Source organism: Acinetobacter soli (genome assembly GCF_018139125.1).
Classification (GTDB): Bacteria; Pseudomonadota; Gammaproteobacteria; order Pseudomonadales; family Moraxellaceae; genus Acinetobacter; species Acinetobacter soli.
This window is the reverse complement of the sequence record NZ_CP073241.1, coordinates 1,236,923-1,251,579: the sequence shown is the minus strand read 5'-3', so window position 1 is coordinate 1,251,579 and position 14,657 is coordinate 1,236,923. Positions and strand designations below refer to the sequence as shown.

General features: G+C 42.6%; 12 protein-coding genes. 7 read left to right on the top strand and 5 right to left on the bottom strand.

Translation table 11 applies throughout. The features are described 5' to 3' along the window. Positions 1-7 precede the first annotated feature (7 nt). Together KCV09_RS05690 and mrcB are read right to left on the bottom strand one after the other, a co-directional pair. Positions 8-571, bottom strand: a complete 564-nt coding sequence (locus KCV09_RS05690; RefSeq protein WP_004938429.1) for a tetratricopeptide repeat protein — start codon at positions 569-571, stop codon at positions 8-10. Between the two features lie 18 nt (positions 572-589). Continuing rightward, positions 590-2,983 (bottom strand): penicillin-binding protein 1B, encoded by a 2,394-nt coding sequence (gene mrcB, locus KCV09_RS05685; protein ID WP_119025591.1) that lies wholly within the window; start codon positions 2,981-2,983, stop codon positions 590-592. A 427-nt stretch (positions 2,984-3,410) separates the two neighbouring features. Here mrcB and KCV09_RS05680 point away from each other — a divergent pair, with 427 nt between their 5' ends. Together KCV09_RS05680 and KCV09_RS05675 are read left to right on the top strand one after the other, a co-directional pair. Next, entirely contained in the window at positions 3,411-4,334 is a 924-nt protein-coding gene (locus KCV09_RS05680; RefSeq protein WP_004938422.1) for an NAD(+) kinase, read from the top strand. Then, the gene (locus KCV09_RS05675; RefSeq protein WP_004938419.1) at positions 4,331-4,603 is read left to right on the top strand and encodes a YeaC family protein; all 273 of its coding nucleotides are present in this window, start codon (positions 4,331-4,333) and stop codon (positions 4,601-4,603) included. The genes KCV09_RS05680 and KCV09_RS05675 overlap by 4 nt, the downstream gene beginning before the upstream one ends. Positions 4,604-4,647: 44 nt before the next feature. Here KCV09_RS05675 and KCV09_RS05670 read toward each other — a convergent pair whose 3' ends face one another. Then, positions 4,648-5,649: a glycosyl transferase family protein gene (locus KCV09_RS05670; RefSeq protein WP_151868229.1), complete on the bottom strand. Its 1,002-nt coding sequence runs from the start codon at positions 5,647-5,649 to the stop codon at positions 4,648-4,650. A 453-nt stretch (positions 5,650-6,102) separates the two neighbouring features. On the opposite strand from KCV09_RS05670, the gene KCV09_RS05665 reads away from it, so the two are divergent. Continuing rightward, the gene (locus KCV09_RS05665) at positions 6,103-7,449 is read left to right on the top strand and encodes a dicarboxylate/amino acid:cation symporter (protein WP_004938414.1); all 1,347 of its coding nucleotides are present in this window, start codon (positions 6,103-6,105) and stop codon (positions 7,447-7,449) included. 165 nt (positions 7,450-7,614) lie between these two features. Next, positions 7,615-8,760, top strand: coding sequence for an acyl-CoA dehydrogenase family protein (locus KCV09_RS05660; RefSeq protein WP_151815603.1), 1,146 nt, complete (start codon positions 7,615-7,617; stop codon positions 8,758-8,760). A gap of 44 nt (positions 8,761-8,804) precedes the next feature. Here KCV09_RS05660 and KCV09_RS05655 read toward each other — a convergent pair whose 3' ends face one another. Continuing rightward, complete coding sequence (locus tag KCV09_RS05655; protein ID WP_004947863.1) at positions 8,805-9,323, bottom strand: DJ-1/PfpI family protein; 519 nt, start codon at positions 9,321-9,323, stop codon at positions 8,805-8,807. 149 nt (positions 9,324-9,472) lie between these two features. Further along, positions 9,473-10,444, bottom strand: coding sequence for an alpha/beta hydrolase (locus KCV09_RS05650; RefSeq protein ID WP_212515667.1), 972 nt, complete (start codon positions 10,442-10,444; stop codon positions 9,473-9,475). A 170-nt stretch (positions 10,445-10,614) separates the two neighbouring features. Here KCV09_RS05650 and pheA point away from each other — a divergent pair, with 170 nt between their 5' ends. The 3 genes from pheA (at position 10,615) to KCV09_RS05635 (ending at position 14,584) form a co-directional block, all read left to right on the top strand. After that, entirely contained in the window at positions 10,615-11,724 is a 1,110-nt protein-coding gene (gene pheA / locus KCV09_RS05645) for a prephenate dehydratase (protein WP_025094753.1), read from the top strand. 96 nt (positions 11,725-11,820) lie between these two features. Next, entirely contained in the window at positions 11,821-14,067 is a 2,247-nt protein-coding gene (locus KCV09_RS05640) for a bifunctional prephenate dehydrogenase/3-phosphoshikimate 1-carboxyvinyltransferase (protein WP_125268667.1), read from the top strand. A gap of 139 nt (positions 14,068-14,206) precedes the next feature. Then, complete coding sequence (locus KCV09_RS05635; RefSeq protein ID WP_048763931.1) at positions 14,207-14,584, top strand: hypothetical protein; 378 nt, start codon at positions 14,207-14,209, stop codon at positions 14,582-14,584. The last annotated feature ends 73 nt before the right edge of the window (positions 14,585-14,657 follow it).

Genomic DNA, 14,657 nt, shown 5'->3' with positions numbered 1-14,657 from the left:
CTGAAGTCTAAAGAGACTTCAGTGCTTGTTGGGCTTGTGCGATGGATTTACTGTTATTTTGCTTCTGTGCTGCATTGAGAATATTCAGCCACAACTGTTTTTTCATGGCATTGGTTTGCGCAAAACTGAGCCCGCGCCTTGCCAGAGATTCACTTGAGGCATAGCGACCTTTCTGATTGGCCACCATTGCCAAAAATAAAAAGGTTTCTGGTGCCTGAGGCGCAAGGCGCTGTGCTTGAAGTGCGTAGCGCTCTGCGTCGTCCCATTGCATTTGGCTATAAGCTTGCTGGGTTTTTTGCATCAAGCTGCGAAAGGCGGGAAGCTGTTTGCCATCATTAAATTGCTGTGTCGCTTTTTGAGGAGGAACCACCACGCGCATCTTTTGTCGCTTGATTTGTTCTTCTTCATAAGGGGTAATTTTCACCCCAGACGGTGTCACAATCGATTTATCTTTAGGTTCATTTTGAGCAGCAGGGGAAGGTGCTTTGCTCTTGGACTGATCTGTGCCGGAGAGAGTTGAACACCCCACCAGCAAGACGGTTCCAAAAATAAAAAGACTCTGTTTTAGCATTGTTACTCTCATCATGAATTAATAGCCGTAGCTACCGCTAGATATAACTTTATTTCGCGATAGATCTTCTTGCATCTGATTTTCACTGTCATTGATGTATTGATCCATGTTGTCGCCATTATTTTGGCTTGGATCTTCATCGGACATAGGTGCGCTTACTGGTGCAGATTGATAATACGGATAAGCACATGAGGTTGCTTGGTGCGGCACAGTAGAGCGCAACATTGGAATATACATTGCACCGCCACAGCCTTGAGCAGACAAATTACCAGATGCAACATCAATCCATTGCCACTGCACATCATCGGTCTGTTTTAGATTCACCGGTTGCTGGCGAAGCTGACGCATCACATTGGTCCAAACAGGTAGGGCACCCGATGAGCCTGTTAAGCCCGTCACTTTGTTATTGTCTAAGCCAAGCCAGACCACAGCCACGTAATTGCCAGAATAACCAGCAAACCACGAATCGCGTGTATCGTTGGTTGTACCTGATTTTCCAGCCAGTTTAAGTGAGCTTGGAAGCGAGTTATATGCAGAGCGACCTGTACCCGAAGCCATGACCTGTTGTAAGCCATAATTGAGTACATAAGCCGATGAAGGCTCAATGGTTTGTTCAACATTTAAACCAAAACGCTCTAAAACCTTACCGTTGGCATCGACCACAGAACGAATAGCGCGGGTTGGATACTTAAAGCCACCTGTTGCAAAGTTACTGTAAATACTGAGCATTTCCATCGGTGACATATTCACTGCGCCCAAGAATACAGATGGATAAGATGGTATTTCAGAGGTCACACCAAATTTTTTCAATTTATTGGTAAATGCTGAAACACCAAATTCTTGTCCTAAACGCACTGCCGATAAGTTGTAAGAGTTGGCAAGGGCTTGTGCCATAGTGACTTCGCCGTGCTCACCGCCACTATAGTTTTTCGGTGTCCAGCTTTGGTCACTGCCAGTAGGAACATTGACTGCTCTGTCTTGAATACGACTTGCCCAATTATAACGACCAGATTCAATTGCATTGAGGTAAATGACCGGTTTAAGTAATGAACCTACCTGACGCTTGGCATCGACAGCACGGTTGAAGCCTGTAAAGTCTTGTGTCGAGCCAACGGCAGCAACTAATTCCCCATTTTCAGGGTGAGAGACCAATACAGCACCTTGCAAATCACGTAAGCGCGATGGATTACCCTTGGCAAGCTGACCGACAGAGGCTTTGAAAGCGTCTTGAATGCGTGTTTGTGCAATTGGATCAAGTGTTGTAAAAATACGCAAACCTTGATTGGTCAAATCGGTTTCTTGATATTCAGAACGCAATTGACGACGCACAATATCGAGAAAATCTGGAAACTTTGCTGTGCCTACGCTTGGTTTAGACAATACACCAAGTGGGCGTGCACTTTCTTGCTCATATTCTGCTTGGCTCAAATAGCCCATGACCAGCATATTGTTCAGTACAGTATTACGACGTTTTAAAGCACCTTCTGGATTGCGCCAAGGATTATACAAAGACGGGCCTTGCACCAGTCCGACCAAATAGGCTTGCTGCGCGACATTCAGTTCACGTAAAGGTAAACCGAAATAAAACTGCGAAGCTAGTCCGTAACCATTAATCGAGTAGTTGCCGTTTTGACCCAGATTGACTTCATTTAAATAAGCTTCAAGGATTTCATCTTTATTGTAATGAAACTCAAGTAATAAAGACATTAATGCTTCATTCACCTTACGTTTTAAGGTTCGTTCCGGGCTTAAATAAAAGTTTTTAACTAACTGTTGGGTCAGTGTAGAGCCACCCTGACGCTTACCGCCTGTTACATTACTGACCAGTGCACGTGCAGTTCCGCGAATTGAAAGTCCATGATGATGATAAAAGTTACGGTCTTCCGTGGCAATCAGTGCCTCAATAAGCGTTTTTGGTACTTTATTAAGTTTAATCAGAACGCGGTCTTCGTTATGCTGTGGGTATATCCCACCAATCAACATCGGTTCTAAGCGCGCAATACCCGTACTAGAAGGCTTGGTTGCCCGCACGTCAGTCACCTGATCGGCACTAAAAGTCACTTCAAGTACTTGTTCTGGTTCACTGCTATCACCAAAATCAAAGCCACGAGTATGCACATACATGCTATTACCCTGATTGACGTAGCTTCCAGGTTTGGTGTAGCTGTCTGAACTCTTGTAACCGAGCATATTCAGCTCTTGGGTAAAGTTGGCTTGTGAAATAGAAGCATTGGTGTAAATTTCGAGTGGCCGTGCAAATACCTTGGCGGGAATATCCCAGCGTTGGCCTTCAAATTTGTTTCGTATAACCGTGTCTAGGCGAATCACATAAATACTAAATGCAATAAAACCGCCAATCACAAGAACGGAAAAAATAAGCGCAAAAAAACCTATGCCGCGTTCAAACTTCATAAATCTGTCATAAAAAATTCAATCTAGTTTGCCAATCATGCGATAGCTATACAGGCAATGCAATGATAAAACTGTGAACAGATAGAAAAAGTCTAAATTCATGAAAATCTGATTGATATTTCTTTTGTTTTGCAGAGTTAAAAAGCAAAATAAAAGTCGTTAACACAATTTATGAATAAAATATGAAGCCATAACATCTCTGTGCTCATTCAGTTTTGTACTGAAATGATGAGCTTAAGAGAGTGGGGTGGCCATCTTGAACAGCATTTTCATAAAGTTATGCTATATTAATTTGTCAAATCACATGCTGAATGTTGATGAATAGCGGGTGAGATCATAAGGTGATACGTTGTAACGCGATTAGATCTGCGATCACCAAATTTTTGGCTCAGCTCAATTTAACCGATAGGCATATATAAGGCATCCAATGCAATCTGCTAATCTTTCGTCCGCCAAATCTTTTCGAAACATAGGTTTGATTGGCCGCCCCGATAAAATATCTGTAGTTGAAACTCTTTGTTTGATTTATGATCATTTAAGAGGTTTAGGTCTGCATGTGATCTTTGATCAACAAACCGCAGAACTTGTCCCTTACAACAATGTCCAAACTGCTAGTCGCTCGTTATTGGGTGAGGTGGTGGACTTAGTGATTGTGGTGGGTGGCGATGGTTCACTCCTGCATGCTGCACGAGCACTGGTGCGTCATCATACGCCAGTCATTGGCATTAACCGCGGGCGGTTAGGGTTTTTAACGGATATCCGCCCTGCGGATGTTTTGTTTAAGCTTGATCAGGTATTGCAAGGTCATTTTCAGCTTGACCGCCGTTTCTTGCTCGAAATTGAAGTGCGAACCAAAGGGGAAACCCATTATGATGCCATCGCACTCAATGACATCGTGCTGCACTCAGGAAAATCAGTGCACATGATCGATTTTGATCTGCAAATTGACGGTCAATTTGTATATCGTCAACATAGTGATGGTTTGATTGTTTCGACACCAACTGGTTCGACAGCCTATGCACTGTCAGGTGGTGGTCCTATTTTACATCCAAGCATGGATGCGATTGCGCTCGTTCCAATGCATCCACATACGTTGTCTTCTCGCCCGATTGTGGTAGGTGGACAAAGTGAAATCAAACTGACCATTCGTGAAAATCGTGTTTTACCGATGGTAAGTGCAGATGGTCAACATAGTGTGTCACTCAATGTGGGAGACTGTGTACATATCCGTAAACATCCGTTTAAACTAAACCTGTTGCATCCACCTGGTTATGATTTTTATATGGCGTGTCGTACCAAGCTGGGATGGAATCAAGATTTTGACTTAATCAAAGAGCAGGATGACTCATGAATATTGAACAAATGCTTAACGTATTAGATCCAGAGATCGTTCAGCGCTTAAAAACAGCAGTTGAGATTGGCAAATGGCCCAATGGCGTCGCGCTTACAGCTGAACAAAGACAAATCTGCATGCAGGCCGTGATGGTGTGGGAACACCAGAACTTGCCAGAGGAAGAGCGCTCGGGATACATTGACCGTGGCAGCAAAGAAGAAGGTGAAGAATGTGATGATGACCATCACAAAAACGAGCCTGAATTTAAACCCATTCGATTCGTATAAATCCAAAAAGCCCAGAATTTACTGGGCTTTTTTAATCTTTAATATTATTTTTTAAAGCGATCTAGCCATAACGCCTTTGCCTGAAGTATCGCGTTTTCATAGCTATCACAGACATTCATGGTATAGAGCGCAATCCCGATGGTTTCAGTCACCGCGATTTCACCATATTCATGCGTTTGCTGCCCTAACCAGACTGCTTTAAAGGTTTCTAGATTCAGCTCATCTTCGATGGGACTACGCTCGGGAGTGAGCTTGGGTAATTCGTGTTCATAGAGTTCACCCGATCTAATACCGCAAATGAGTGTTTTGGCATCAGGGTTACGTTCGAATTCGCCACCTTCACCTTTAATTACAGCACTATTTTGATAGCCGAGCTGAAAGGCGGTGCGCTGGTGCGAGGCACGATAAGCAGGATGAAAAATCGCCTGTAAAGTTGCTTTTGCATTAAATGGATTGATGAGTCGGGCCAGAGTGTGAACAGGAGAACGAAGTCCCATCACGTTACGAAGAGAAATCAGATCACTCAGTACAGGCGAAATCACATCTAAAGGTAAATAGGCAAAGTGCTGCTGAGCAAGTTGCTGCTTCACGTCTTGTTGGTTTTGACAGATCGGATAACCCAAAAACTCAAGGACTTGTTCGGTATAAACACGGTTGAGTGTATGCCCGGAAGCACCATGCATCACAATGTTATACCCATGATGTGCAAGGGTGAGAGCAGCAAGCAAAAACCACGGATAATGTTTACGTTTACCTGCGTAAGATGACCAATCCAAATCGACATCAAGCGCTTCAAAATTAAGTTGGTCACGCGTGGCCTGAACAAATCCACTCAGTTCATCGACCGATTCTTCCTTGACCCGCAGTAACATTAAAAAAGCACCCAGCTGAACATCAAGAACCTCACCCTTTAAAATCATGGTGAAAGCTTGATAAGCTTCGTCATAACTTAAAGATCGAGAGCCTGTTTTGCCTTTCCCTAAGATTCTTACGTACTGCGCAAAGGGATGTTCAGCATCTCGATAAAGGTTTTTTTTCGTATTCATATCTTTTTTGATATTTCATAAGGAAATGGATTTCCTCACTATGACATAAAAATTAAATGAATGGATCACGAAATATTCTATTAGACTAATGTCTAACTTAATTTTGATCAAAATATAGCCATTAAATTGATTGTTTCATCGACTATTTGACTAATTGCAGTAAACTTTTCACGCTTAAAAAATTATTTATTTTTTTTTAATGATCTCCTTGTTTATGTTTCGTAAATCTTGATAATAGGTTGAGATTTTGATACTGAACATTTTTTGAAAACATATTGTTTTCACATCGAGGAAAAGTATTTTTTGTCTGACAAAATTTACTTTGCTTTTGCAGCATGACATCAGGAACCGTTGTTTGTGCTGTAAGGGACTAAAGGGCTGTCTATATCGACGATATAGATTTTTTCATTTGCATATTTCTAAGGATTTAGAAATACAGATTGAAGTAAAGTTATGGCTAAAAAACCAATTTATAAGTCTCTATATTTCCAAGTGATTGTTGCTATTATCGCAGGTATCTTGGTTGGACACTTTTACCCTAGTTCAAATGTAGTCGTTGATGGAGTCAAGGAACATATTCCAGGTTTAGGTGAGCAACTTAAACCACTTGGTGACGCATTCATTAAGCTGATCAAAATGATCATCGCACCTGTCATCTTCTGTACTGTGGTCAGTGGTATCGCGGGTATGGAAAGCATGAAATCTGTAGGTAAAACAGGTGGTGTGGCTTTACTGTACTTTGAAGTGGTATCGACCATTGCATTGTTGATCGGTTTGCTGGTGATTAACGTCGTCAAACCTGGTGTTGGCATGAACGTTGATCCAGCATCTTTGGATACATCTGGTATTGCAAAATATGTATCTTCAGGTGAGTCGCAGTCGACCATCGAATTTTTGATGCATATTATTCCAGATACTGTCGTCGGTGCATTTGCAAATGGCGAGATTCTTCAAGTTTTGATGTTTGCCATTTTATTTGGTTTTGCGCTACATAAACTTGGCGATGCTGGACGTCCTGTACTTAAATTCATCGACCAAGTGTCGCATGTATTCTTCAACATCGTTAATATGATAATGAAGCTTGCGCCAATCGGTGCATTTGGTGCGATGGCATTTACCATTGGTAAGTACGGTGTGGGTACACTGGTACAGCTTGGCCAGTTGATTATCTGCTTCTATATCACTTGTTTACTGTTTATCTTCATTATTTTGGGAACGATTAGCCGTATCTGTGGTTTTAGTATCTTGAAAATGATTCGCTTAATCCGCGAAGAGTTGCTGATTGTACTGGGTACATCTTCTTCTGAATCTGTACTGCCACGTATGTTGCGTAAACTGGAAATCGCAGGCTGTGAAAAATCAGTCGTGGGTCTGGTGATTCCAACAGGTTATTCGTTTAACCTTGATGGTACATCGATTTACCTGACCATGGCGGCAATCTTTATTGCTCAGGCGACCAATACACCACTCGATGTTCAACATCAGATTACCTTGCTTCTTGTGCTTTTGATTTCATCAAAAGGCGCAGCAGGTGTAACAGGTTCTGGCTTTATTGTGATGGCAGCAACTTTGTCGGCAGTCGGACATATTCCGGTTGCTGGCTTGGCACTTATTTTGGGTATCGACCGCTTCATGTCAGAGGCTCGTGCATTGACTAACCTTACGGGTAACACGCTTGCGACCATTGCGGTAGCGAAGTGGGTGGGTGCATTAGACAAAGACAAACTCAATGAAGCATTGAATAACCCAGCAGAAGTTGATCGTAAAATGCTTGAAACAGACAATCCTGCGCACGCATGATAGATGTATAAAGTTAAAAAAGGAGGCATAAGCCTCCTTTTTTTATTCGATTTTTATCCGACTGAAGCGTTCAGTGCTTTTGTGGGCACAAGGCATGACAGTATCAGCAAAACTGTTTAGCATGCAATAGATGGATATTTGAAAACAAAAAATTGAGGATAAGTGATGTTGCCATATGATGCCGAATTAGAATTATTCCGTGACAATTTCAAACGCTATATGAAAGAACATATCGCGCCACATTATGATCAATGGGAGCGTGAAGGAATCATGCCTAGATCGATTTGGAATAGTCTGGGCGAAAATGGTTTTTTATGTGTAGATTTACCTGAAGAATATGGTGGCTATGGTGTTCCCACGTATTACTCACTGATGTTGGTTGAAGAGTCTGCCAGAGCGGGCTATGGTGCACTGTCTACAGCAATCTCGTGTCACTCTGAAATTGCTGCACCGTATATTTTAAATATTGGTAGCGAAGCACAAAAACAGTACTGGTTACCCAAAATGGTAACTGGCGAAGTGGTAGGTGCAATCGGTATGACCGAACCGGGAGCAGGTTCGGATGTACAAGCCATGCGCACGACAGCAATTTTAGATGGCGAACATTATGTATTAAATGGATCCAAAACATTTATTTCAAACGGCCAACATGCCGATCTTGTGGTTTTAGCAGTAAAAACCGATCCTCAGGCGCGTGCTAAAGGTGTATCGCTGCTGTTGGCAGATACGCATCTCGAAGGCTTCAAAAAAGGGACGAATCTGGAAAAAATCGGTTTGCATTCACAAGATACTTCGGAGTTGTTTTTCGATAACGTCCAAATACCCAAAGATCAATTGCTAGGACAAGCCGGCCAAGGATTTAACTACTTGATGCAAGAGCTACCACGTGAGCGAACCTCCATTGCGGCTACCGCACTCGGAGCAATCCGCGGTGCAATTGATATTACAACGGCATATATCAAAGAGCGTCAGGCATTTGGTCAACCCATTGCAAATTTTCAAAATACTCGTTTCGTGATGGCGCAAGCCAAAATTGACGAGTTGGCGACCGCAGCATTTTATGAGCGTAATGTCAGTTTGTATCAACAGGGGCAGCTCGATGTAGAGACAGCAGCCGCATTAAAAAGCTTTAGTACAGATATGCAAATGAAAGTTGCCGATAATTTGCTCCAGCTCTTTGGTGGATATGGCTATATGGCCGAGTATCCAATTTCACGTTTCTTTGTCGATGCGCGTATCCAACGTATTTATGGCGGAACCAATGAAATTATGAAAGAAATTGTAGCACGCGGAATTTTAGGAAAAGTATAAGACCAACATTGACTGGAATCTTGCTACCAAGATTCCAGTCGGTTTTACAAGCGTAATACTTTTAATGTTTCATTTAAAAATAAAGGAAGTACTTCAGGCGAGTGTGAACTGACGTATAGATTGTTGTCATTCACCACATCTTGATCTAGATAAACTGCACCTGCCTCTACCAGTTGAGAGCTGACTTGATCAATTGCGGTGAGGCGTCTACCGCGTACGATGTTCGCATGTATCAGCAGTGAAGGATCATCACAACTACTAAAAATTGGTTTTTGTGCATTGGCAAACTTTTGGACAAATTCAATAAATTGTGTGTCTAAACTAAGTTGAGTGGGTGATATACCGCCTGCAATAAACAAGGCATCAAAGTCGTGTACACAACTATGCTGAATACTACAATCGATCGTGACCGACGTTTTACGCTTTAAACCGTAGACGATATTTCCCTCACAATTTTCAATATTCAAAATACTGTGTCCGGCAGCGCGGTAAGCATGAATCGACTCGACGTATTCTGTATCTGAAAAGTCATGCGTCAATAAAACAGCCACTTTTTTTGACATAAAATGCTCCATGTGACTCATCATTTAACCCGCTTTTTAGAGTAGTCATATCACATGAAGATTGAATGACGTGTTTTGTTGATAAAACGTCAAATCGTGTAAAAAATAGTCAAAAAACTTGCTAAAAGTAAGTAAGTTTTTGATGCAAATTATTGCTCGTCAAAAAGTTTTTGGCAGTTATTTAAACTATTGCAACTGGCCAATAAAATCGCTTTTGGCAAACTGGCATACAAATTCCCAATATGCTGTTCGCTCGGATGGTAAAAGTGCCACGAATGCAACTTGTTGGTATTGACCCTGCTAAAACCTGAAAAGAAGTCGCGGGCTGCGTTTTTACTGATCGAGCGCTGCATATCGCTGCTACTTTCTGAGGTGCCGACCGTGGTCATCAGATAGATTGGTTTTTTTATTTGATTGCTCTGTTTGCGCCACAGATCTTGCTCTTGTAGCAATACATGATTGTTGTACCAAAGTGATGGACTGGCAGCAAAGTAACGTTGAAAGGAATCAGAACGTTTAAAGAAGGTATTTAAAGTAAATAATCCACCAAATGAGTGACCAAATAAGGTTTGCTGATCGCGATTGATGCGAACACGATTAAAAATCTGTGGCTTGAGCTCATTGTCGATAAACTTTAAAAACTGAGTATCTCCACCATAACTGTATTGCTTATTGGGTTTATCATTTGTCGCAACCGTTGACGTGTAATCAAGTGCGCGATTTTGAGCGGAAAACAAAGCATCGCCTGCATATCCAATTGCAACAATGACCAGTGGATCTGTTCCAAACTTGTTGCTGCCGCCTGCCATCGCTTGAGCAATTGCGCGAGCACTTTCAAATGTAGCATTGCCATCAAGTAAGTACAGCACCGGATAACCCGCTTTGGGGGCGGGTGCTTGAGGGATGTACAGATTGATTAAATAGTGATGCGGCGTATATTGCGAGGTTAAAATAAACTGTTGTGATGTGCCTTTAAGCTTCTGCTCAGTGATGGTATCCGTTGTGTTTTTGTTCTGATTATTTGTGGCTGACCATGTTACTGATGTTGCACCGAGCATAAGCCCCATAAGGAGCGTTAAATGTTGTGTTTTAAATAATCGAGGCAGCTTTAAAATGTTCATGTTATAAATGAAATTGTTTGTAATTTATGCCATTCTCATTAAATCATAAAAACACTGTAATTTGGCTCAAAAAACTAAACTTTTATTCATGCTCAAATGCTTAGAGATAGAACAATTCCAATCAACTCTTGCTATACTGTCGCAAAACAATTTGCAGGAGCTGCATTGCAATGGTCCATGATGATCAGAATCCTTCATCTTCTCTCGACTTACAAGAAATTCGCCAGCAGATCGACAGTGTCGATCAGCAGATTCAGTCGCTGATTAACCGTCGTGCCAAACTCGCTGAGGCAGTCGCCAAAGCCAAGTTTGCCTCTGAAGAAAATCCCTTGTTTTATCGACCAGAACGAGAAGCACAGGTTTTGCGTAAAGTCATGGAGCGCAACGAAGGCCCACTTTCCGATGTCACGATGGCACGTCTATTTCGCGAAATCATGTCGGCGTGTTTGGCATTAGAAGCACCCCAAAGTATTGCGTTTTTAGGGCCAGAAGGTACCTTTACACAAGCGGCAGCCCTGAAGCATTTTGGTAACGATGCGGTAGTGCGTCCATTGCCTACCATTGATGAAGTGTTTCGTGAAGTTGAAGCAGGCAGTGCGCATTATGGTGTCGTCCCTGTTGAAAACTCCTCTGAAGGCGTGGTTAACCATACTCTAGACTGCTTTAAAACGTCTCAACTCAATGTAATTGGTGAAGTGGAACTTCGAATCCATCATCAATTTCTAGTATCGAAAAACACCCGCAAAGACAGCATTAAACAGATCTATGCACATCAACAAACCCTAGCGCAGTGCCGCCAATGGCTCGATGCGCATTATCCGGGTGTGGAGCGTGTGGCACTGAACTCTAATGCTGAAGCTGCGCGTCGTATTCGTAATGAATGGCATTCGGCTGCAATTGCATCGGATATTGCAGCGTCGATGTATGATCTTGAAATTTTTCATCGTAACATTGAAGACAACCCAGAAAATACCACGCGCTTTTTGGTGATTGGTCGGGAAAAAATTCCACAAAGTGGAAACGATAAAACTTCATTACTTATTTCGGCACATGACCGGGCAGGTGCCTTACTTGAAATCTTGGCACCGTTTGCAAAACATCAGATTAGCCTGACCAGTATTGAAACCCGACCGGCATTGCCTGAAAAGTGGGCGTATGTATTTTTTATCGATTTAGAAGGTCATATCGATCAAGAAAATGTCGCCAAAGCACTGGATGAAATTCGTCCCTTGGTAAAAGAGCTTCGTATATTAGGTTCATATCCTGCGGCTGTGTTATAAACGTAAGTGAAGCAGATAGATGAGGATGGTCTGCTTCATATTGAACACTTTATAGATCAGTGTTGATCTGTTTTTACGAGATGAAAGTTAAGCGGTATGGCCCAACCATTATTTAAAAAAGTCGCCTTTATTGGTCTTGGACTGATAGGGTCTAGTCTGGCACGTGTGATTCAGTCAGAGCAACTTGCAACGTGTGTGGTTGCATCAACCCGTTCAGCAAAAACTTTGGCCGATGCTCAAGCCTTAGGTTTGATTCAGCAAGGGTATAGCAATCCAGTCGAAGCTGTCCAAAATGCCGATCTGGTTGTTTTAGCGCTTCCTGTGCGAGCAACACATGCCGTGCTGGCACAAATTCAGCCTTACTTGCACCCCGATGCAATTTTAACCGATGTTGGCAGCACCAAAGGTAATGTCGTCGAGGCGGCCAAAGCGGTTTTTGGTGAGGCACTTCCTGCCGGATTTGTACCCGGCCATCCAATTGCTGGAAGCGAACATACCGGTGTGCATGCAGGCAAGGTGGATTTGTTTGCCAATCATAAAGTGATTTTAACCCCTGTAGAAACCAGTGCTGCTTGGGCAGTGGATAAACTGATTCAACTGTGGTCTGCTGCCAAAGCTGAAGTGATTTGCATGGATGTGCAAAAGCATGATGAAGTCTTGGCGCATACCAGTCATTTGCCACATTTAATGGCATTTAATCTGGTTGAGCAACTGGCCAATCGTGAAGATAATCTTGATATTTTTCGTTATGCTGCCGGCGGGTTTCGTGATTTTTCCAGAATTGCGGCCAGCGATCCTCAAATGTGGCACGACATCTTCTTTGCCAATAAAACCGCAATTTTAAATGCTGTGGAAGGTTTTGAACAACAGCTCAGTAAAATTAAAGTACTGATCGAAACTGAAGATTCACATGCACTAATGGGACTGCTTGGACATGCTCAAGCTGCCAGACAACACTTTAATCATATGTTAGCAAAAAAACCGTTGATGGAGAAAAACAAGGTGACACAGCAATTTACCATTTCGCCAGGACCTAAATCATTTACGGGTACTTTTACCATTCCTGGTGACAAATCCGTGTCACATCGCTCCATTATGTTTGGTGCGATTGCAGAGGGCACAACCCATGTGACTGGCTTTTTAGAAGGTGAAGATGCCTTAGCTACGTTACAGGCCTTTCGTGATATGGGTGTAAGTATTGAAGGGCCAAAAAATGGTGAAGTGACCATTCATGGTGTGGGAATGCAGGGCCTTAAAGCACCTGCAGGTGCATTGTATATGGGCAATTCAGGCACCAGCATGCGTTTACTTTCTGGCATGCTTTCTGCACAAAAATTTGATTCGGTCATGACTGGAGATGCGTCGTTATCGAAGCGTCCTATGGAACGTATTGCCAAGCCGTTACGTGCAATGGGTGCGCACATTCAGACTACTGGAGAAAAAGGCACACCACCTGTAAGCATTACAGGCAACCAAGCACTTCAAGGGATTGCCTATGATCTGCCAATGGCTTCTGCACAAGTGAAATCAGGTATTTTACTGGCGGGTCTTTGGGCACAAGGTGAAACATCTGTAACCGAGCCAGAACCAACACGCGACCACACCGAGCGTATGTTGCGTGCTTTTGGTTATGATGTAAAAACCGAAGGAAACAAAATCAGTCTGCAAGGCGGTGGTAAGCTGGTCGGTACCAACATTCAAGTGCCTTCTGATATTTCATCAGCCGCTTTCTTTATGGTGGGTGCTGCAATTTGTGAAAATTCCGACGTCGTGCTTGAAGCTGTAGGTATCAACCCAACGCGTACAGGCGTAATTGAAATTCTCAAACAAATGGGTGCCGATATTGCCGTTCTAAATGAACGCATTGCAGGTGGTGAGCCGATTGCCGATATTCATATTAAAGGCTCGCGTACTCTAAAAGGAATCCATATTCCAGAAGACCAAGTGCCACTGGCGATTGATGAGTTTCCAGCTTTGTTTATTGCTGCGGCCTGTGCTGAAGGTCAGACCGTATTGACTGGAGCGGCTGAATTACGTGTGAAAGAATCCGATCGTATTCAGGTCATGGCAGATGGTTTGAAAATTATGGGAATTGACTGCACACCAACAGCAGATGGCATCATTATTGAAGGTAAGGGGAAATCAGGCGATTGGTCAGCTATTTTTAACGGTGGTCAAGTAGAATCACATCACGACCATCGTATTGCAATGAGTTTTAGTATTGCCGGTCTGCGAACTGGGGGTCCAATTGAAATTATTGGAACTGAAACTGTAGCAACCAGCTTCCCGACATTTACAGAACTGGCCAATCGTGCTGGCTTGAGTATTACTGTCAGTCAATAACATTAGCTAAGTAATCCGATATAATCGGTAATATAAAATGAAAACAGCAGTCAGGCGATACTTGGCTGCTGTTTATTTTTTGGCTATTCTAAAGCAGGACACAAGATATTTCGCCTTAAAATAACGCATAGGATATGTGATGAAAAAACTACAATTTATGTCTCATCATCCCCATAACCAATCGATGGCAGATCGAGAGGCATTGATGACGCAAGAGTATGTGGCAGCCTTGTTATTTAAACAGTTGGGTGACTATGGATTTGATGCTCAGCAAATCGATCATGCAGATCATAATGTTGCTGTGCGAATTATCAATCAGCGTCTACCATTGTCGGTCATTTGCCAATCCAGCGATGCCACAGGACAAATGATGTGTGAAATCTCGGCTGATCGAAATGAACAGCAGGACTGGTTTGAAAAAATTGAAATGCAAAGTGTAATGCGCCAGTTGGCACATGCGATTGAAAACAGCCTTAAAAGTGACCACTATTTTAGCTGTTTTGAGTGGAAAAACTAAACTACAAAAAAGCCAGTTTATTTTGCTAAGGTTGTGTATAGTCTAGGAATGTTCTTGCAATTTTTTCGAGTAC

Coding starts and splice junctions, on each gene's coding strand:
- KCV09_RS05670 (WP_151868229.1), bottom strand. CDS start 5,649: ATGAATACGAAAAAAAACCTTTATCGAGATGCTGAACATCCCTTTGCG.
- KCV09_RS05655 (WP_004947863.1), bottom strand. CDS start 9,323: ATGTCAAAAAAAGTGGCTGTTTTATTGACGCATGACTTTTCAGATACA.
- KCV09_RS05660 (WP_151815603.1), top strand. CDS start 7,615: ATGTTGCCATATGATGCCGAATTAGAATTATTCCGTGACAATTTCAAA.
- pheA (WP_025094753.1), top strand. CDS start 10,615: ATGGTCCATGATGATCAGAATCCTTCATCTTCTCTCGACTTACAAGAA.
- KCV09_RS05640 (WP_125268667.1), top strand. CDS start 11,821: ATGGCCCAACCATTATTTAAAAAAGTCGCCTTTATTGGTCTTGGACTG.
- mrcB (WP_119025591.1), bottom strand. CDS start 2,983: ATGAAGTTTGAACGCGGCATAGGTTTTTTTGCGCTTATTTTTTCCGTT.
- KCV09_RS05680 (WP_004938422.1), top strand. CDS start 3,411: ATGCAATCTGCTAATCTTTCGTCCGCCAAATCTTTTCGAAACATAGGT.
- KCV09_RS05690 (WP_004938429.1), bottom strand. CDS start 571: ATGCTAAAACAGAGTCTTTTTATTTTTGGAACCGTCTTGCTGGTGGGG.
- KCV09_RS05635 (WP_048763931.1), top strand. CDS start 14,207: ATGAAAAAACTACAATTTATGTCTCATCATCCCCATAACCAATCGATG.
- KCV09_RS05665 (WP_004938414.1), top strand. CDS start 6,103: ATGGCTAAAAAACCAATTTATAAGTCTCTATATTTCCAAGTGATTGTT.
- KCV09_RS05675 (WP_004938419.1), top strand. CDS start 4,331: ATGAATATTGAACAAATGCTTAACGTATTAGATCCAGAGATCGTTCAG.
- KCV09_RS05650 (WP_212515667.1), bottom strand. CDS start 10,444: ATGAACATTTTAAAGCTGCCTCGATTATTTAAAACACAACATTTAACG.